We start from the raw sequence: 21581 nt of genomic DNA, 5'->3' as shown, positions 1-21581 counted from the left end.
TCTCACCTAACCGTTTCTTCGCTACGTTCTTTTGCACGCCATAAAGCAATCGCCTTTTTTAACGACTCTTTATATTCATTTTCCGGATTTGAATCAATTACAATTCCCGCCCCTGCTTGTACATGAGCTTTTCCATCTTTAGCAAGAAGTGTTCTAATTACAATATTCAATTCTGTATCTCCAGAATAACCAATCCAACCGATTGAACCTGTATAAATCCCTCTTCGAACAGGTTCTAATTCCTCAATAATTTCCATCGTACGTATTTTGGGGGCACCAGTAATTGTTCCCCCAGGGAATACAGCCTTCACTAAATCAAAAGCATCTTTATCTTCTTCCACCTCACCACGCACATTAGAAACAATATGCATAACATGTGAGTATTTCTCAATTACCATAAATTCATCTACTTCTACAGTGCCATATTTACAAACACGTCCTAAATCATTTCTTTCTAAATCCACAAGCATTACATGCTCTGCTCTTTCTTTTTCGTTCTCAATTAATTCTCTTGCTAATTCTTCATCCTCTTGCTCATCCGCGCCTCTAGATCTCGTTCCAGCAATCGGTCTTGTACTTACTTCAGTTCCTTGTTTCTTAATTAACAACTCTGGCGATCCACTAACAATTTGAAAATCCCCAAGCTCCAGGTAACCCATATATGGAGATGGATTAATCTCACGAAGACTTGTATAAATTTCTAGTGGGTGTGTCTGTAACGTTCTTTCTTGTCTCGTCGACAAGTTTACTTGGAACACATCACCCGCCCCAATATATTCTTGAATACATTCAACTGCCTTCATAAAGCTGGCTTCAGTAAAAGCAACTGCTTCACTTTTCTTTTCAGGACTTTCAAAAGGCACGGTCACTTCAGGCGCTTCTGTCATCCAAAGACTCTTCCACTCATTTAGCCGTTCATTCGCCTCTTCATATTTATCTACATAATGCGTAATAACCCATAACACTTGTTCTTTTTGATCATAGACAAATACGTCATCAAATAATAAAAAGAAGATGTCAGGTATATTAATATCATCTTCCGCAAGAGAAGGCAGCTTTTCAATATAACGGATACAGTCATAACTGAAATAGCCAATTGCACCACCTTGAAAAGGCGGATACTCTGGGTTATAGTCCGTCTTCCATTGTTCCATATATTCTTGCATTAAATCTAACGGATTCCCTCGTTTTATTGTTTCCTTACCACTTTCACTTATATGTAACGTTTCATCCTTCCCTCGAATTACCGCTACTGGGTTCAGCCCTACAATGTTATAACGACCGCCACGGCCGCTTTCTAACAAAATATGTTGCGATTTACCCTGAGAAAGAAATTTATATTGCTTAAAGAAATCTAACTGATATGGAATAGAAAGCGCTAAAGATTTTCTTCGTTGCATATCAACACCCCGTCTTCTTTTATCCCACCCTCTTAGATAAACCAGCTCAAACTACATAAGTTATTTATATAGAGATTGATTATACTCGAAGGCTAGTGAAAATAATTTAATTATACTACCTCTTATTTTACATGAAGTTTTCTAGTCATTCACTCTTTTCCTATTTCCAATCCCAAAAGAAAAAGCACCCTTTTTCAAGGATGCTTTTTCAATCGCGTTTAATTAGGATTCAAATTGATAAAGTGGTGTACTTAAATAACGTTCACCGTTACTTGGGATAATAACAAGTACCTTTTTCCCTTTACCTAACTTTTTCGCAACTTCTGTTGCTGCATAAATAACTGCGCCTGAAGAGATACCAACTAAAATACCTTCCTCTTTAGCCACTCTTCTCGCATATTCAAATGCTTGCTCTGTTTTCACTTGAATAATTTCATCATATACTTCTACATCCAACGTCTCCGGAACAAATCCCGCCCCAATTCCTTGGATTTTATGTGGACCTGGCTTCCCACCAGATAATACTGGTGAATCTGCAGGTTCTACTGCATAAATTTTAATATCTTTATACGCTTCCTTCAGTACTTCACCAGCACCAGTAATCGTTCCACCTGTACCAATACCTGCAATAAACGCATCTAATTGGTCGCCCATTTGTTCAATAATTTCTGGACCTGTTGTTAAACGGTGAATTTCTGGATTCGATTGGTTTTTGAACTGTTGTGGTATAAAGTAGCCATGTTCTTTTGCTAATTCAGTCGCTTTACGAATTGCTCCACCCATTCCTTCAGGCCCTGGAGTCAATACTAATTCCGCACCGTAAGCACGTAATAAATTACGACGCTCAATACTCATTGTTTCTGGCATTACTAAGATTGCATTATATCCTTTAGCAGCCGCTACCATCGCTAAACCAATTCCTGTGTTACCACTTGTCGGCTCAATGATTGTATCGCCCTCTTTTAATAATCCCTTTTTTTCAGCATCTTCAATCATAGCTAATGCGATACGATCTTTAACACTACTCCCCGGATTCATAAATTCTAATTTTAAGTATATATCTGCGCTGTCTGATTCTACGATGCGGTTCAACTTAACGATCGGCGTTTTCCCGATTAATTCTGAAACTGATTGTGCCACTCGCATTCCTGTCACTCCTAACACCGAGTATTTTTATTGGTTTTATCTATATTTAGATTTTGTCAGAAAATTCCCTGTTTGTCAATTCATTTGGAGGGTTGCTCCTCTTAATTCCCTTATTACAAATTCTCGATTAAATTTGTAATATCTTCTTTAGAGAACTTGTATCGTTCATTACAGAAATGACAGTGAACTTCTGTCTCTTCCTCTTCTTCACGAACTTGCTCTAACTCTGTTTTACCTAAACTAATTAATACACTCTCAATACGCTCGCGTGAGCATGTGCAATTAAATTGAACATCCATTGTTTCTAATACTTTTACTTTATCTTCTCCAAGAACTGCATATAGTAGCTCTTCCGGAGAAAGACCTTGTTCAATCAACGTTGATACAGGTGGAATCTTTTGTAAACGGTCTTCAATAAATGAAATCGTTTCATCTTGCGCACCCGGCATAATTTGAAGGATGAATCCACCTGCCGCTAATATGCTATCATCTCCATTTACAAGAACACCAACACCTACAGAAGAAGGCGTTTGTTCAGAAACTGCAAAATAATACGTAAAGTCTTCTCCTAATTCTCCTGAAACGATTGGAGATTGACCAATAAACGGCTCACGCATTCCAATATCTTTAATTACAGTTACAAACCCCTCTGTACCTACCGCTTGATATACACGTAACTTCCCTTGTTCTGTTCCTTCAAAATCAACATGCGGATTCGTTACATAACCACGTACATCTCCATTTGCATGAGCATCTACTAAGATAGGGCCAATTGGACCGTTACCTTCTACCTTAATCGTTAACTTTTGCTCGCCCTTTAACATTGCGCCCATCATTGTACCCGCAGTCAAAGAACGCCCTAGTGCCGCTGAAGCTGTTCTCCATGTATCATGACGTCTTTGCGCCTCACTTACTGTATTTGTTGTACGCACACTATACGCACGCACTTCTCCATCAAATGCTAACGCTTTTACTAAATAATCTTTCATACGTATTTATTCACCTTTCTCATGCTGTAAATTTGCATTACGTTCATATAACATATACAAACCTTTTAACGTTAAAAACGGATCTACAATATCAATTACATTCGATTCTTCGGAAATTAATTTTGCCAATCCACCTGTTGCAATAACTTTAGGTTCTTGTCTAGCTTCTTCTTTCATACGCTTAACAATACCTTCCACTTGTCCAACATAACCATAAAGAATACCAGATTGCATCGCACTTACTGTATTTTTCCCAACAACACTGCTTGGTTTTGTAATTTCGATACGAGGAAGTTTTGCTGCTCTACTATATAAAGCCTCTGCTGAAATCATAATTCCTGGCGTAATAACTCCACCCATATAATGTTTTTCTTCGTTAATATAACAATATGTAGTAGCCGTACCAAAATCAACAATAATGAGCGGACTTCCATATAAGTGGATTCCTGCTACTGCATTTACAATTCGGTCTGCGCCTACTTCACGCGGATTTTCATATTTAATATTTAGTCCTGTTTTTATCCCAGGCCCTACTACAAGCGGTTTAATTTTAAAATATTTTTCACACATGCGCTCTAAAGCAAACATAATTGGTGGTACGACTGAAGACACAATAATACCTTTCACATCTTCAAACGAAAGACCCTCATGCTCAAGCAATTGCTTTACAAGCATTCCATATTCATCTTCTGTCTTATGACGATCTGTTTCCATGCGCCAATGCTGACGAAGTTCCCCCTCTTCAAACACACCTAGTACAGCATTTGTGTTCCCTACATCCAATACAAAAATCATATTCTCACCACTTATCTTATTTAATCTATATTTGTGCAGTATGTATAAAACTTATAAAAACATCATATCACACATACTTATATAATCAGCTTTCCTACCCTCATCATTTTACAAAAAGATTGCTCTCTATTTCAATTTTTAATACTAGTTTTACTTAAATTACTTTATCCACTAAGTTCTCAATAGTAATTAACAAAGATTTTAACAAACAAAAAAGGAGTGACGATAGTCACTCCTTCACTTCTTACTTATCTTCTTTATCTTCATCGTCTTTCTTCATGTTGATGTTTACTTTCACATCATCTGAAGATGTTGGACGTTCTGGCAATCTGCCGTAATCACATAAATGATTGATTTGCTCTGCATCTAATGTTTCTACTTCAAGTAACGTTTGTGCGATAATATCTAGTTTATCACGGTTTTCAGTAAGAATTTGTTTTGCACGAGCATAACATTCTTTCATAATTGATTGCATTTCCATATCGATTTCATGTGCAATCGCATCACTATAGTTTTGTTCTGAGTGGAAGTCTCTTCCTAAGAACACTTGACCACCTTGCGAGCTACCAAATTGCATCGGTCCAAGTTTGTCACTCATACCAAATTCCGTAACCATACGTCTTGCAATACCAGTCGCACGTTGGAAGTCATTATGAGCACCTGTACTCACTTCACCAAATACAATCTCCTCAGCTACTCGGCCACCAAGTAAACCAGTGATTTTATCAAGTAACTCTGGTTTCGTCATGAAGTAACGATCTTCTTTCGGAAGCATTACCGCATATCCACCAGCCTGACCACGAGGGACAATTGTTACTTTATGAACGACATCTGCTTCATCGAGAACAACACCAATTACAGTATGACCTGCTTCATGGAAAGCAACGATATTACGTTCTTTTTCAGAGATAACACGACTTTTCTTAGCTGGACCTGCAATAACACGATCCGTCGCTTCATCGATATCACTCATATCAATTTTCTTCTTATCTTGACGTGCAGCTACTAAAGCAGCTTCGTTTAATAAGTTTTCAAGATCCGCACCAGAGAATCCTGGTGTACGAGTCGCAATCGCTCTTAAATTAATATGCTCATCAAGTGGTTTATTACGCGCATGTACTTTCAGTACAGCTTCACGGCCATTTACATCTGGACGATCTACTGTAATTTGACGGTCAAAACGACCTGGACGTAATAACGCTGGGTCAAGAATGTCTGGACGGTTTGTCGCAGCAACGATAATAATACCTTCGTTTGCACCGAATCCATCCATTTCAACAAGTAATTGGTTCAATGTTTGCTCACGCTCATCATGACCACCACCAAGACCTGCGCCACGTTGACGACCTACTGCATCAATTTCATCAATGAAAATGATACAAGGAGCATTTTTCTTTGCATTTTCAAATAAATCACGTACACGTGATGCACCGACACCGACAAACATCTCTACGAAGTCAGAACCACTGATAGAGAAGAATGGAACGCCAGCCTCACCTGCAACAGCACGTGCTAATAAAGTTTTACCTGTACCTGGAGGTCCAACTAATAGGACACCCTTTGGAATACGAGCACCAACTTCAGAGAACTTACGAGGGTCTTTCAAGAATTCAACTACCTCAACAAGTTCTTGTTTCTCTTCATCCGCACCAGCAACATCTCTGAAACGAACTTTTTTCTTTTCATCATTATATAACTTCGCCTTACTTTTCCCGAAGTTCATAACACGGCTACCGCCGCCTTGAGCTTGGTTTAATAAGAAGAAGAATAAAATGAAGATGATGACAAATGGAATGATTGAAGTAAAGAATGTTACCCAAGCACTTGTTTCTTCTGCTGGTTGATACTTAACTTCGGCACCTTTCGCTTTATCATTAATTTTCTTTTGTAATTCCTCAGTATTTGGTGCATAAGTAACAAATTGTTCTCCTTGGCTAGAGTTATTAAATTGTCCTTTTACCTCAAATACACCATTTTTCGGTTGAAGTTGCACATTACGCACTTCACCGCTTTCTAGTTTAGTAATGAATTTGTCGTAGCTAACTGATGTCGTTTTTTGTGTCGAACCATTAAAATAGCTCACGATTCCAATTACTACTAAGAATATCAGTAAATAAAAGATGGTATTACGGAAGATACGATTCATTCCTAACCTCCTCTCACGGCATAAACACTATAGTAAATCGTAACATAGAAAAACTTTCCTATACAATTGTGAAGCCTATATTTAATTAATTTGAGTAAACGCTTGGTTTTAATACGCCTACATAAGGAAGATTACGGTACTGCTCTTTATAATCTAATCCATATCCTACTACAAATTCATGTGGAACAGTAAATCCAACATAATCCGCTTTCAGATCAACCTTACGGCCTGTTGGCTTATCTAATAATGTAACAATTTTTACAGACTTCGCTTTACGATATTTGAATAAGTCTACTAAGTAGCTTAGTGTAAGACCACTATCAATAATATCTTCGACGATTAAAATATCGCGACCTTCTACAGAAGTATCAAGATCTTTTAAAATTTTCACTTCGCCTGTTGAAACTGTAGAGTGACCGTAACTAGATACAGCCATAAAATCCATTTCAAGATATGTATCTGTTCTCTTTAATAAATCTGCCATGAATGGCATTGCGCCTTTTAATACACCAATTGCAAGAGGTACTGTGTTTTTATAATCCTCTGCAATAATTGCACCTAGTTCGCGCACCTTTTCTTGTATTTGCTCTTCAGAAATTAATACTTTTTCGATATCTTGATTCATCATTTCATTATCCTCCCGGAAGACTCCTTGCTTTTGTAGTGAATAATCATATATTTATCCTTCTTTGCCATCTCTTTCGAAATTGCAAATGCAGATCGTTTCAACAAGGGTACCCAAATAATAGTCCCACTTGCATCACAAACGACCGGCCATTCTTCTCTTTTTTCTTTCGGTACTTTCGCTTCGATAAAAATAGCTTTTATCTTTTTCGTACCATTCATACCTTGTATTGACATGCGATCTCCATTTTCTCTAGAACGAATACGAAGTGGATATGATATATCATTATACTTAGCAACAAATACTGTTTCATTCATGTTACTTGGTATATCTTCGCTCACCTCTGTTACAAATTCATCCCCGTTCAATAGCGTAATGGTCCCGGGTACTAATAAATCTTGTGAAAAAGGAGAGACAATTTCTTGTTTAAATCTAAAGCTACACTCCTCGTATGAACGAACAATTTTCAAATCACCCGGAAAATCAAGTGAACCTGAAGGTTGTGTCCGCTTAAAAAACTCAATCAACTTGTCAATATGTATAGAAGAAAGAGAAGATGGAATCTTATATTCATAAAGATAGTTTAATATTAGTTGAATCCCTCTTCTTTGTAAAGGCATAGACATGGATTCAAAGGCAGGAATTGATAAGCTAATTTGTTTATCACTTTTTTTTGTAATTACTTTATTCATTTTCTCAAAAGCTAATTCCTGCAAATAAGCCTCATCCTCTTGCATCTGCACGCTAAATTTTTGGAATTTCTCATGCATTTGTGGATTTTCTTCTTTCAAATGAGGAAGGACATATTTACGTAATCGATTCCTTGTATATACTTCCTTTTTATTACTCGGATCTATACGTGGCATTAAATTTAGCTTATTACAGTAATCAACAATTTCTTCCTTCGTTACGCCAAGTAACGGCCTAATTAAATATCCATTATGAAAAGGACGCTTCACTGCAATTCCTGCATATCCTTTCGGAGTACTCCCTCTTACAAGACGCATTAAAATTGTCTCGACTTGATCATCTCCATGATGTCCAAGAGCAACATATCTCGCATCATATTTCTGCATTATTCTTTCCAAAAATGCATATCTGCATTCTCTCGCAGCAACCTGTGCATTCATTCCGTATTGCTGTTGATATTGTGATACATTAATCCTTATCGTTTCACAAATAATTCCCAGTTCTTCACAAAGGCCCTGCACAAACTGTAAATCCTCATAAGATTCATCACCTCTAAACATATGATCCACATGAGCAACTACAATTTCCAACTGTTTTTCCGCTCTTTTTTCTAATAAATAATATAAAAGCGCTAACGAGTCAGGACCACCAGAAACTCCCACAACAATTGTTGAATCATTCTTTAATACATCATGCTGCTTTACAAAGTCATCTACTTTTTCAACAAATGTATCTTTCAACTTCGCAATCACCTTTCATTAAACAAGAACAGCAACCTTAGTCACCTTGTCTACAATGGTACAACTTTTACAAACATTGTGCAAAAAAAAGATATACAAAAATTACATTTTTATCTTACATCCTCCGTGTATATTCACAAAATTAATAACATTACCTTTTCCCACAAAAAAACCTAGGTATTCACCTAGGTTTTTAAAATCAAATTATAGATAAACATTCCACTTACATTTTACTGCGCCTGCATTCCTACAATCGGAATCGTAGCCCACTTCGGCATATTTTTCTTCACTTTTGCCACTACAATAGTCATATCATCATTTATATAACCATCACAAGAGCGAATCACTTCTTCCATAATGATATCAGCAATTTCTTGCGGGTCTTCGGTTTGCAATTCTTTAATTTTTCGTTTCATCCACAATTCATGATTCTCCACATGCTGTGCTCCTTCAAAAATCCCATCGCTCATCATAATAAGAATATCGCCCGTTTTTAATTGTTCACCCACCACATCAACTTCAACATCTTCGATGATTCCCATCGGCAAATTACTTGCTTCAATTTTCAAAATATTATTTGCGCGTTTAACAAAACTCGGCGTCGATCCAATCTTTAAAAACCTTGCACTCGCATCCCGCAAATCTACCATAGCTAAATCTAATGTCGTAAACATTTCTTCTGTCGTTCTCAAAGAAAGAATTGAATTGATAGACTTAATTGCTATTTCTTCATCAATGCCTGATTGGAGTATTTTTTGTAATAATTTCACCGTTTCCTTACTTTCCATATGAGCTCTTTGCCCATTACCCATACCATCACTAATCGCAAGTGCATATTTACCAACACTTAAATCCATCATCGCATAAGAGTCACCCGAAACAAATCCACCGCCTTTTGCAGCTGTAGCCAATCCTGTATCAAGAGAATACGTCTTCGCCGAACCAAATGATATTAAACTATGGCCATTTGGATAAGACGACTTTTCTTCATGTTTAACGACAATATTTTCTTTAAGGATATCTGAAAGCATCGGTGCAACTAACTTTTCACACTCACCATGTTCATTAGATGCAACTGGAATTAACATTTCAATATCAATACTTCCTCTATCTAAACAATAAATATCAACATGCTCTACTTCAACACCAAAATCTCGGAACGCTTGCATAATCTGTTCTTCCTGCACTTGATGATTTTCACGCTCTCGTTGTATCTCCTTAGCAAAATCCTCCATAACCTTTGATACACCTAATAGTTGCTCCGCTACTATTCTACGATTTTCCTTCATTTGTTTTCGTAATTTTTGTCCCTCATAGAAGTGATCTAATTCACCGGCTACTAAATCCGTCACTTTTTTCCCTCTCACACAATGCTTGTCCCACTCACGAACTAATTTACGATTATGTTGCAGGGTTCCTTCTTCCGTTTCATTCATTATTTGTTTCATATAATCGTACGTTTTATCAAAATTCACTACCCAGCATTGATCCTTTTTAAAGCATGTTTGACATGTTTTCGCAGTAATTGTACTCAAAAACAAATCTGCTTCTGTCTCTTTATCTTCTTCCTCTACATACCCATATACAGAAAAGCTATTAGATAAAGCAGCAAATACATTTGCAAATTGGTTGATTTTATTTGCTGTAACATCACGCATCCTTCTTAAATATTGTTGTTGATCTTGCGAATGCTCTTGTGTACCTGGCATAAATTTAGCAATACGATCCAAAACAAGCTTCGGTGTTAATAAGAAGATAACAATCGCTACACCTGACTCAATTAAAGTTGTTACAATATTTGTCTGTTTGTCTACATATAATGTAATTAAGCTTGTCCCAATTAATAAACCTAAACTAACACCTAAACGCTTTCCTTCTTTTAACAATCCACCAAGCAATCCAGAAAAAGCAAGAAGGCTAAGCTGAGACAAGCTAGACACATTTGCTAAACTTAATATTAGTCCTGTTACAACCCCCACTGTAGACCCTGTTGCAGCACCCGCAATAAATGCAAATACTAGCACTAAATACCTTGTAAAAATATGTTGAATAGAAGCATCATATACAAACCAATCTGTTGTACCCGTTAAAACAGATGCTAGTAATATAATCAAACAAACAATTTCTTCCGTCTCTAATGCCTGTTGTTTTCCTTTCCTTTCCACTAAAAGCGGGACACTTTGTAAAAATATCATAGTTAATACAAAACTAAGTCCAGCCTCAATGGTACTAACGAGTAAATCGTACATGGTGACAGTTTGTTGCGCAAAATATACAACAACTAAGTGTGCGGTTAATGCGGAGATAAATACTTGAAATGGAACAAGTCCAACAGTTTTACGTGTAAATCGACTAAAGAAGATATTATAAATGAAGAAGGTAAAGATAGATGCAAAGGTAAAAAACAAATTATCTATCGATACTGAAAGAGCTCCTCCCATTAGAGCTAAAAATGCTAGCGGCATCTTATCCCGCTTCATAACATAAACAGCAGCAAAAAATGGCAGTGCAAACGGTAAAATATTTGTTAATATATATGCTCGTCCCAAAAGAAAACCAATAACAACAATAATAAATCCCCATCTAAAGAAAACTTGCTCAAATTTCATTCGCAACTTACTCGTCCACTTTATTCCACCAAGCTGACTCTCATTCATTGCCAATGCACTTGTATTCATAGTATTCCTTCCTGCTTTAGGCATATTTTTAACACCACCTGCATAGTTTAATTACTGTCATTATAAAAGATGATTGTTGGTTTTTTTGTCAAAACAACAGTTTTCACTTTTATAATCGTTCGACTTTTTATTCGAAATAACTCTACAGATATACAGGGTATGTAAGTTATTTTCGATATTTTAATTAAATATTCAGAAAATATAGGGTGATTTTGTAGAAGTGTTGTATATCTTAATTTATTTAACAAAAAAAGATCATGCAAATTTGCATGATCTTTTTAGATGACCCGTACGGGATTCGAACCCGTGTTACCGCCGTGAAAGGGCGGTGTCTTAACCACTTGACCAACGGGCCGTTAAATTAAATATAGCGGCGGAGGGGATCGAACCCCCGACCTCACGGGTATGAACCGTACGCTCTAGCCAGCTGAGCTACACCGCCATGTCGTCTTATTTAACGGACAATTAGTATCTTACATCAGATACTGATTAAAGTCAACACATCTCAAAAACTTTTTTGAAAATATTTTTTACATATAAAAAAGCACCCTGAGCCATCACTCTGGGTACCTCTCTATATGTTAAAAACTAAACGTCCTTATTATCCGCGACGCGCGCCACGGCCACCACGTTTAGACTCTGTGTTACGCTTTAAAGAAGTTAAACGATCTTCGCTATCTTTTAAGAAGCGTGCCATCTTTTGCTCAAATGTTTCTTTCGGAGCTCGGTCGTTACCGCCACCGCGATTATCTCTGTTGAAAGAGCGATTATTACGTTGTGGACGTCCAGAACGTTGTTGATCACCACCGCGTTGGTATTCACCACGTGGACGATCTCCTTCTGTTTTTTCACGTTCTTTCGCTTTTTTGATAGATAAACCAATCTTTCCATCTTTTTCAACATTAATAACTTTTACTTCTACTTGGTCGCCCACTTTTAAGTGATCGTTAATATCTTTTACATAGTTATCAGCAACTTCACTAATATGAACAAGACCCGTTAAGCCCTCTGGCAGCTCCACAAAAGCCCCAAAATTTGTAATACCTGTTACTTTACCCTGTAACTTGCTGCCTACCTCGATTGACATAAAAAAAATGCTCCTCCTTAGTGGTTAAAAAGTCAAATTTTACTTTATTATATATAATCCTAAAATATAGTGTCAATAAGACATACTCTACTTAGAAACAGGAAAAATTATCTCCCCTTTACCAGAGAAGAAATAATCCCTTCTAGCAATCTTTAATACGTACTCTTCATCATTTAACTTTTGAACTTCGTCTTTTAGACTTTTTTCTTTATTCGTTAATGAATCCAGTTCTTTTTTCATGTCCTTAACTTTTGCTTCTTTTGCTTTAATGGAACTGTTTTGTTGATAAAACGTTACACTAATACTCGCAATAATTGTAAAAGTAAAGACAAGAAAAACCGCTAAACGGCGATAAAGTCGCTTCCTGTTCTCATCCGTTTGTATTATATGCTCTTTAACAGGATTTGGACTCTGTTTTTCGATTGTTCTTTGTCTCAGTTCCCTCATTTCCGAGGTCCCCCTAACTTCTTTTTTATATGCTCCCATAGTTGGAAGATATGTCCCTTCAATTTTGCTATATATTGCAGGAACCCTATATGTTTCACTATAAAAAGTTTAACACGATTAGGGAGAAGTTTCCATATGAGCGAAGCAATAAATCGAACAGGCCAGAAAAAAACTTTCCATATGAAAAGTAATATCCAAATCACCATTTTCCATAACACATGTCCAATTGAAAGCAGTATACGAAATAAGAATAATATAAATGCAATAAATAGCTGCGCTATAATAATAACAGGTTTTATCATGAGTAGCTGTATAATTCGAACAAAAAAATATGTTGTTTGCATAAAAATATAGATGAGAAAATTTAACAGCTTCATGTATAGTGCCTTCAATAAGCTTTGATATGCCGCAAAACCACATAATAATGCCAAAAACACATATATACGTAGCTCAGCTTCATTTACGAGAAGCAATACATAAAAGACGAATAATGCTTGGACAATCCAAAATAATATATCATGTATAAATACAAGCCAACGTTTACGTTCTTGGCGCTTTAAAAAACGTTGATATGTATCTAAAGACGCTCCAATCCAAGCACCCATTCCAATCATTGAAAGCATTGTATACAACTGAATTGTTAAGCTCATTTAAACAACTTACTAAAGAAACCTTTAGTTTTTTCCCCTTGATTTTCATCAATATACAGCATCTCATTAACTTTCCCTTTAATCGACACAATACCTTTTTCCACATCTAAATTTTTCATTTGTAAATTTTGACCACGAATCGTTAAAAAACCCATTACGGTCTCTAGTAAAAACTCTTCGCTATCAAAACTCTCTACCTGCTTCACACCGGTAATATCAATTATACGCCTGCCACGCATAATAATGTCATGCTCTACAGAAACATTTTGTTGATTAGAAGACGTAGGTGAGTAACCATTATTCACGTAAATCCCCCCATAGGTTTTTACTAGCTAATAGTAATGTATGAGGGGATAAATGATTTTAGAACAAGCCTTCTTCCGCTTTTACTTTTTCTTCACGAACTAAGCTATACATATTTGCTGCATCTTCTTTTTTAGTTGTTTCTTTTAATTCATTTATTTTCACAGTCACTATTTTTTGACCAAAACGAATTGTTAATTCATCAGCTACTTTCACATCAGAACTCGCTTTTGCCACTTGACCATTAATAGATATTCTTCCTTGATCAGCTACTTCTTTCGCTAATGTTCTTCTTTTAATTAAACGTGATACTTTTAAAAACTTATCTAGACGCATATCAAATCCCCCTATTAACGCTCTGTTTGTTTCGCTTCTTCCCATAAAACATCTAACTGTTCTAATGATAAATCTTTCATCTCTTTATTCATTTCAGCTACTTTTGCCTCCATGTATAAAAAACGACCAGTAAATTTCTCATTAGTTGAACGTAACGCCTCTTCTGGATCTATTTTGTAATGACGAGCTATATTAACAAATGCAAATAGTAAATCACCAAACTCACCCAGCATCTTTTCCTCATCCATATTTGTAACCTCTTGTTGGAACTCTTGCCATTCTTCCAAAGCTTTCTCTATCATCGGTTGCACATCAACCCAATCAAATCCAACCTTACCAGCTTTCTTCTGAATTTCATAGGCGCGTAGTAACTGTGGCAAACTTTTGGGAACGCCATTTAAAACAGATTCTTTCACGAATCCTTTTTCTTGTTTTTTAATTTCTTCCCAATTTGCAATCACTTCATCAGCGCTGTTTACATCCGTATTTCCAAACACATGCGGATGGCGACGAACCATTTTCTCAGATAGAGTTCGAATGATATCATCTATAGAGAACCAACCTTCATCTTCTCCGATTTGAGCATGAAGCATAACTTGTAATAATATATCACCTAATTCTTCTACTAAGTGATCATCATCCTCTTCATCGATTGCTTCCAACACTTCATAAGCTTCCTCAATTAAATATTTCTTTAATGATTGATGTGTTTGCTTTTTATCCCACGGACAACCATTTGGACCACGAAGTTCCGCAATAATTTCTCTAAGAACATCAAACTGTTGATACAAGGACGCACGCTCCTGAACTGGCGGCACGTACACACTCGTTAAATTATTCAATTCCGTTTCATGATCTAACATGTACAACGGTACCTTCTTTACTTGTTCAAATGAAGTTCCTGCAGCTGTTACGATATACACTTCATAATCATCTGGTAACATCTCCATTAATGTTAATTTCACATCAGATGCAACGAATGCATCATATACTTGGCAAAAGATTAAATGTTGACGCAGTTCTAATTGCCCTCTTTCAAATGATGTAGCATCAAGTAATTGGAATCCTTCAATCGGATCAATCTTTAGACTTGCAAACATAGGATCAAGGAAACTTTGTCCACCCTCAATTCGCACTTCAACATTTGAAACTTCTCCTTTTTCTAACAGCAGCTGAACTGTTCTTTCTGCTACAAGTGGATGCCCGGGAACAGCATAGATAATTTCTGTACCTTCAGCTTGTTCTAGCAATTTATTCGCAATTGTTTCATATACAATTTCAAACGTATCATGTGCTTCATATACAGCATCAAAAGACGTATATTGTACGCCTTCTTTCTCCAATTCTTCTATAACTGGATGTTCTTTCGTTCTAACAAACAGATGGTCTGCTTCTTTTATTTTTCGATATACACCCATCGTTAGCTGATCTAATTCACCAGCTCCTAAACCTAAAATAGTAATGATTCCACTCACAACCAGTCACCTCTATCCACTCTTCTTCAATGAACCTTCTTTTTTCTCTTGTTTCATAACGGTTCCTAATTCTTTTTTTGTAAATACACGTAATTTCAAAATAAAAAACATATATGTCAATCCGCCGATGGCTACACCTAACAACGCTTCAAGCGTCGCGCTTCCTCTATGTTCCGTATTAATTACTAATCCAGACATCTGTAACACACGTGTGAACACCATTAATACAAATCCCATACAAATACCACTAATTACTATCCCTAACATATTTCGCTTATTGATAAGTGACCCTGATACAGCTCTCGTAAGCAACAAACTATTTAATCCAGAGATTATAATTAACGCACATAAAGTCGCAAAAGCTGCACCTTTCACACCAAAATAAGGCATGAATATATAATTTAACGCTAACTTTAAGCAACCTCCAAATACAACAAATAATGCTGGCTTAAACGTTTGCCCTAATCCTTGTAAAATAGAAGCTGTCGTAATTGACAATGAACTAAATAAAATAGATAACGATAAAATAGATAAAACATCTGATCCATCACTGTTTTCAAACAACATAATATTGGTAGGTTGAATAATACAAGTTAGTCCAATAGCTGCTGCAAGTCCAATAACAAATGTTATTTTCATTGCTAACTTTACCTTTTCTTGAATAAAGGAAAGATCTCCTCTTTCCTTCGCCGCTGTAATAATCGGAATAAGTGACAACGAGAAAGAAGTCGTCACAACAGTACCTAATTGCATTAGCGGAATACTTCTATCATAAACACCCTTTAATACCTTTGCATTTTCAGCCTGTTCTCCCGCACCAATAAGTAAGCTGTAAAAGGACACTGAATCAGCCATCTGTATAAAAATAAGCACTAAATTACTAACACAAATCGCTAACCCCTGCCAAAAAAGGATTTTAACTATCTTCCTTTTACCCTTAATTCTCGCTGCACTTTTGAAGAATATAGAACGAAAATCTTGACGCATATACAATATAAGTACAATAATCCCAATAAGTCCACCCGCAATTGAGCCTAACATAGCCCCTGCACCAACTGTATATAAATCAAATCCGTGAGCAATTAGGAATAGCGATAAAAACACAATAATAGAAACTCGAATTGTTTGTTCTATTACTTGCGAAACAGCCGTTGGCATCATATTATTAAATCCTTGAAAATACCCTCTTGCTACAGACAAAAATGGCATCAATAAGAATGAAAATGAAATAACACGTAGTAACTTATCTAAGTGTATATCGCCCATAGCTGCCGCAATTGTTTCGGCCCCAAAAAACAATGTAAAGAAGCCTATAAAACCAATTCCTAATAAGAACCAAAAAGATACACAAATAATTTCTTCTGCTTCTTTTTGTTTTCCCCGCTCTAGTCGTTCTGCAACCATTTTCGAAATGATAACAGGAAATCCATAAGTAGCTAAAATTAAACAAAATCCATAAAACGGGTAAATTTGTTGGTAAATATAAAACCCAATATCCCCCGCTATATTTTGATATGGAATACGGTAAAAAGCGCTTAATACTTTTGTAACAAAACTTGCAATCGTTAATATAATAGCCCCACGCCAAAAGGCTTGATACTTCTTCGCTTCCATACAAGAAAACTCCTTTTTCTATTCTCACCTCTCGTATTATATCATAAAGAAAAGAACAAACTCCCTTACCAACACGGGTAATAATGAGTTCCTACATGTTAAAAATATTCAACGAAAAAAGGTAGCAAAGTGCTACCTTCATTCAATATACATATATCTCCAAATAATTGATTTCTCAAAAAGAAAGATCATAATTAGGAAAGATTGCTACTTCTAAAATCAATATACCCTTACTGTTCCATTTGTTTCGCTAAGAAACTGGCAGCAGTATTAACCGCTTTATGCTCGATCTCGCTTATAATGGCTTCTTTTGAGAAAATAATGACGGCTCCAATCGGATCTCCGTTTGCAACAATCGGTCCAACTGTATAAGAATGAACCTTTTCTGTTACACCATCAATAATGGAAATATCACTTTCATCCGTCATAATAACAGACTTTCGTTCTTCCATCGTTTTTTCAATTAGATCGCCAACACTTTTATTTAAGTATTCTTTTTTCGATACGCCTGATACTGCGATGATAGAATCTCGATCACACACAAGCACATTATGTCCTAAGCTGTCATATAAAGCATCAGCATATTCTTTTGCAAAATCACCTAGCTCACTAATTGGAGAATACTTCTTTAAAATTACCTCTCCATCGCGATCAACAAATATTTCTAGTGGGTCTCCTTCTCGAATACGTAAGGTTCTACGAATTTCCTTCGGGATTACTACCCTGCCTAAATCATCAATTCGACGTACGATTCCAGTTGCTTTCATTCTAATGCTGCCTCACTTTCTACTGATGATCAAAGTGGTGAATTTACCTGTTCATGTAAAAATCACCAACTGTTAGACATAGTATTTTACACATTAGTTCTTCTATGCACGTCGAATTGTATTTTTTTATCTTATTTTAGGCATTTATTACTTCTTTTTTTACATCTGGTAAGCCTTTTAATAAATTTTCAGCAATTGTTAACCACTTCGATGTCTCTAAGCCATTTGTTTTCATAACAATTTTCAATTGTGATCCTTCCATTCCTAAACCGATCATACGTCCAAAACTATTTCCGAGCATGAATAATTTTCCACCATCAATATTTTGGCTTGCTTGTTCAGAAAACAGGAATGTTACTTCAAATTTATTCTGCTTAATTAATTCAATTTGTTCTTTCATTGCCAACACTTTAATATTTGCAATTTGTAATAAATAACCAACTTCTTGTGGATAATCGCCAAATCTATCGATCATTTCTTCCTGCAATTCTTCAATATCCTCAATTGCAGAAACACCTCTAAATTGTTTATACATCATAATTTTTTGCTTACTATCTGAAATATAAGCATCTGGTAAATATGCATCTACCTCTAAGTCAATTTCAACATTAACTATATTTTCAGCCCCATCTGTTCCTCTACGCTGTTCAATTGCATCTTTTAACATTTGAGAATATAAATCAAATCCGACAGAATCAATAAATCCATGCTGTTCTGCCCCTAACAAATTACCTGCTCCACGAATAGATAAATCTCTCATCGCAATTTTGAAACCAGATCCAAGTTCCGTGAACTCTTTAATTGCTTGTAGACGCTTCTCTGCAACCTCTGACAGCACTTTGTCACGTTTATATGCAAAGTATGCATATGCAACACGATTAGAACGTCCAACACGCCCACGAAGCTGATACAACTGTGATAATCCCATACGATCTGCATCAAATACAATTAACGTATTTACATTCGGAATATCTACACCCGTCTCAATAATTGTTGTACTTACAAGAACATCATGCTGTCCTTCTAAAAATGATAGCATAACAGACTCTAATTCGCTTTCGTTCATTTTCCCATGTGCGTACGTTACGCGGGCATCTGGAACTAACATCGAAATTTCATCCGCTTTTCTTTCAATATCCTCTACACGGTTATATAGGAAGTAAACTTGACCACCTCTTGCAAGCTCTCGCTCTATCGCCTCTCGTATTAATGCTGGATTATACTCTACTACATACGTTTGGACTGGGAAACGATTTTCTGGTGGTGTCTCAATAACAGATAAGTCGCGCACACCAAGCATAGACATATGAAGCGTCCGCGGAATCGGAGTTGCCGTTAATGTTAATACGTCAACATTCGCCTTCAATTGTTTAATTTTTTCTTTATGTGTTACACCAAATCTTTGTTCTTCATCAATAATAAGAAGCCCTAAATCTTTATACGTAACATCTTTAGATAAAATACGATGTGTTCCGATTACAATATCTACTGTTCCATCCTTTAAGCCCTTAATTGTTTCATTTTGTTGTTTTCTCGTACGGAATCTACTTAATAAGCCTATATTGATCGGATAATCTTGAAAACGCTCTCGAATTGTTTCATAGTGTTGCTGCGCAAGAATCGTTGTCGGTACTAAAATTGCAACTTGTTTTTCATCCATAATTGCTTTAAATGCCGCACGAATAGCCACTTCAGTCTTTCCATATCCTACGTCACCACAAAGGAGCCTATCCATTGGGCGTCCGCGTTCCATATCTTTTTTAATCTCGTCAATAGAACGTAACTGATCCTCTGTCTCTTGATACGGGAAAGATGATTCGAACTCTTGTTGTTCTGCCGTATCTGGCGTATATGCATAGCCTTTTGAAGCTTCGCGCTCGGCATATAGTTTAATTAGGTCATCCGCAATGTCTTGTACAGATTTTTCAACTTTCGTTTTAACCTTCTTCCAATCATTACCACCTAATTTATAAACTTTCGGATCCTTACCTTCAGATCCTACATATTTTTGAACTTGATCAATTTGTTCAATTGGAACGTATAGCTTATCATTACCTTGATATTTAATATTTAAATAATCTTTATGAACACCATTAATCTCTAATGTCTCAATACCTAAAAATTTACCTATACCATGATTTACATGAACTACATAATCTCCAACTTTTAATTCCGAATAACTTTTAATACGTTCAGCATTCGATAACTTTTGTTTACGTTGTGATTTTTTAACTTTCTTATGAAAAAGCTCCTTTTCAGTAATGACAACAAGCTTTTGCATCGGCATTTCAAAACCTGCATGTAAATCACCTACAGCAATTTGTAACCTTCCAGGCAATAAAATATCTGTACCTTCTACAATATCTGCCTCAATATCATAATCACTTAAAATATGTTGTAATTTTTTCACACGTTCATCATCTGTTCCAAGTACAACAGTCGTAAAATGCCCTTCATTCCATCTATCAATTTCTGTTTTTAACAAATTCATCTGTCCATGGAAATCTTGCATTGTTTTACATGTTACATTAACAATATTTTGCGGATGTGTGTGTGCGATATGACGCAAGAATAACGTTAAATATACAAAACTTCTTTTTTTATGATGAAGAAACCCCTCGAATGGGTGAGAGAAAGATAAATCTTGAATAATTGTTCCTTCACCAAGAAGTGATATATACCATTCCGCCTCTTCTGTTTCAAGATGCGATGCTGTTTCTTGAATACGGGAAATCTCGTCTAAAATTACAACACCGTCTTCTGGTAAATAATCTATCAGACTAGCAGGTTCTTTATAGAAAATAGATAAGTATTTAAACATCTGTTCTATACTTTGCCCGTTTTTCAACATCTCAATTTCATGACTTACCGTCTCAAGCACTGTAGTCTTTAGTTTATCATCAGAAAGTTTTTGCATCGTCTTAGTCAAACCTTCTTCAAGATGCTGAATTCCTGATTTTAATTCTTCCTGTGAAAATAAAAACTCTGTTGCTGGACCAAACCTAACGCTTTCTTTTTTACCTTGAGAACGCTGTTCATCCACATCAAATAATCGAATAGAATCGACTTCTGTATCAAAGAATTCAATACGAAATGGTAGTTCTTCAGTTAAAGGATAAATATCTAATATTCCCCCACGCAAACTGAACTCCCCTGGAGCTTCTACCATCGACTTACGTTCATAGCCAATATGATGTAAAGTATGCAAGAGCGCATCTAAATCAATCTCTTGCCCTAGATTGATTTCAACTTGCTTTTGCTTCCACAATTCTTTTATTGGTAAAAATCTACGCAATCCTGCCACTGGCGCTACAATGATTCCATTCTCTCCCGCAGCCAAGCGATTTAACACTTCTATACGTTGCGCCTTCAATTCTGGACTTGCAACTCCAATTTCCGATGCTATCAGTTCATTCACTGGATATAACCACACATCTTTTTCACCAAGTAACGCCACTAAATCTTCATGTACTTTTTGTGCTTGGTATAAGTTATGCGTCACGATTAATTGTGATTTTTTTGTTTTTTTATATAAAGCCGCCATTAATAATGAACGAGAAGACGTTGCCATCCCTGATATAAGTTGTTCTTTTAACCCATCTTCTAATCCATTAATAACCGATTGTATCTCTTCATTTTTATAAAATTGCTCTAATAAACCTATCATTTTTAAAACTCCTCTCAACATAAAGA

At 36.1% G+C, this 21581-nt stretch carries 17 protein-coding genes and 2 tRNA genes; all 19 read right to left on the bottom strand.

From position 1 onward, the window contains the following. Positions 1-2: 2 nt before the first annotated feature. A complete protein-coding gene (gene pabB, locus ACTFP3_RS28875; protein WP_001189722.1) occupies positions 3-1400 on the bottom strand; it encodes an aminodeoxychorismate synthase component I in 1398 nt (465 codons plus the stop codon). Between the two features lie 222 nt (positions 1401-1622). Then, a complete protein-coding gene (gene cysK, locus ACTFP3_RS28870; RefSeq protein ID WP_001261712.1) occupies positions 1623-2546 on the bottom strand; it encodes a cysteine synthase A in 924 nt (307 codons plus the stop codon). 113 nt (positions 2547-2659) lie between these two features. After that, a complete protein-coding gene (gene hslO, locus ACTFP3_RS28865; RefSeq protein WP_000656372.1) occupies positions 2660-3535 on the bottom strand; it encodes a redox-regulated molecular chaperone HslO in 876 nt (291 codons plus the stop codon). Between the two features lie 6 nt (positions 3536-3541). Beyond that, positions 3542-4330, bottom strand: coding sequence for a type III pantothenate kinase (locus ACTFP3_RS28860; RefSeq protein WP_000578368.1), 789 nt, complete (start codon positions 4328-4330; stop codon positions 3542-3544). A gap of 244 nt (positions 4331-4574) precedes the next feature. Further along, positions 4575-6476, bottom strand: a complete 1902-nt coding sequence (gene ftsH / locus ACTFP3_RS28855) for an ATP-dependent zinc metalloprotease FtsH (protein ID WP_001079674.1) — start codon at positions 6474-6476, stop codon at positions 4575-4577. A gap of 85 nt (positions 6477-6561) precedes the next feature. Beyond that, complete coding sequence (gene hpt, locus ACTFP3_RS28850) at positions 6562-7104, bottom strand: hypoxanthine phosphoribosyltransferase (RefSeq protein WP_000981842.1); 543 nt, start codon at positions 7102-7104, stop codon at positions 6562-6564. Continuing rightward, on the bottom strand, positions 7101-8531 hold the full coding sequence (gene tilS, locus ACTFP3_RS28845) for a tRNA lysidine(34) synthetase TilS (protein ID WP_440011941.1): 1431 nt from the start codon (positions 8529-8531) through the stop codon (positions 7101-7103). Before tilS ends, hpt begins: the two co-directional genes overlap by 4 nt. A gap of 230 nt (positions 8532-8761) precedes the next feature. After that, positions 8762-11233, bottom strand: a complete 2472-nt coding sequence (gene spoIIE / locus ACTFP3_RS28840) for a stage II sporulation protein E (RefSeq protein WP_001123552.1) — start codon at positions 11231-11233, stop codon at positions 8762-8764. Positions 11234-11492: 259 nt separating this feature from the next. Continuing rightward, positions 11493-11564: transfer RNA gene (locus ACTFP3_RS28835), tRNA-Glu, on the bottom strand. A gap of 13 nt (positions 11565-11577) precedes the next feature. Beyond that, positions 11578-11651: transfer RNA gene (locus ACTFP3_RS28830), tRNA-Met, on the bottom strand. A 159-nt stretch (positions 11652-11810) separates the two neighbouring features. Next, entirely contained in the window at positions 11811-12296 is a 486-nt protein-coding gene (locus tag ACTFP3_RS28825) for a S1 domain-containing RNA-binding protein (protein WP_000021451.1), read from the bottom strand. Between the two features lie 87 nt (positions 12297-12383). Continuing rightward, complete coding sequence (gene divIC, locus ACTFP3_RS28820) at positions 12384-12743, bottom strand: cell division protein DivIC (RefSeq protein WP_001208739.1); 360 nt, start codon at positions 12741-12743, stop codon at positions 12384-12386. Further along, entirely contained in the window at positions 12740-13393 is a 654-nt protein-coding gene (gene yabQ, locus ACTFP3_RS28815; protein ID WP_000059772.1) for a spore cortex biosynthesis protein YabQ, read from the bottom strand. Before yabQ ends, divIC begins: the two co-directional genes overlap by 4 nt. Next, positions 13390-13698 carry a sporulation protein YabP gene (gene yabP / locus ACTFP3_RS28810; RefSeq protein ID WP_001059104.1) on the bottom strand — a complete coding sequence of 103 codons (309 nt, stop codon included), beginning with the start codon at positions 13696-13698 and terminating at the stop codon, positions 13390-13392. Before yabP ends, yabQ begins: the two co-directional genes overlap by 4 nt. A gap of 58 nt (positions 13699-13756) precedes the next feature. Then, a complete protein-coding gene (locus tag ACTFP3_RS28805; RefSeq protein ID WP_001234876.1) occupies positions 13757-14032 on the bottom strand; it encodes an RNA-binding S4 domain-containing protein in 276 nt (91 codons plus the stop codon). Between the two features lie 14 nt (positions 14033-14046). Further along, the gene (gene mazG, locus ACTFP3_RS28800; protein WP_000014239.1) at positions 14047-15507 is read right to left on the bottom strand and encodes a nucleoside triphosphate pyrophosphohydrolase; all 1461 of its coding nucleotides are present in this window, start codon (positions 15505-15507) and stop codon (positions 14047-14049) included. Positions 15508-15519: 12 nt separating this feature from the next. After that, positions 15520-17121 carry a putative polysaccharide biosynthesis protein gene (locus tag ACTFP3_RS28795; protein ID WP_000387579.1) on the bottom strand — a complete coding sequence of 534 codons (1602 nt, stop codon included), beginning with the start codon at positions 17119-17121 and terminating at the stop codon, positions 15520-15522. Positions 17122-17351: 230 nt separating this feature from the next. Further along, positions 17352-17888 (bottom strand): stage V sporulation protein T, encoded by a 537-nt coding sequence (spoVT, locus tag ACTFP3_RS28790; protein ID WP_000648302.1) that lies wholly within the window; start codon positions 17886-17888, stop codon positions 17352-17354. Positions 17889-18024: 136 nt separating this feature from the next. Continuing rightward, positions 18025-21555 carry a transcription-repair coupling factor gene (gene mfd, locus ACTFP3_RS28785; protein WP_000579686.1) on the bottom strand — a complete coding sequence of 1177 codons (3531 nt, stop codon included), beginning with the start codon at positions 21553-21555 and terminating at the stop codon, positions 18025-18027. Between the last annotated feature and the right edge of the window lie 26 nt (positions 21556-21581).

The organism is Bacillus cereus group sp. MYBK5-2, from assembly GCF_051915685.1.
GTDB classification, from domain to species: Bacteria; Bacillota; Bacilli; order Bacillales; family Bacillaceae_G; genus Bacillus_A; species Bacillus_A cereus.
Note: the sequence above shows the minus strand (reverse complement) of the source record. Positions and strands in the feature narration are given on the sequence as shown.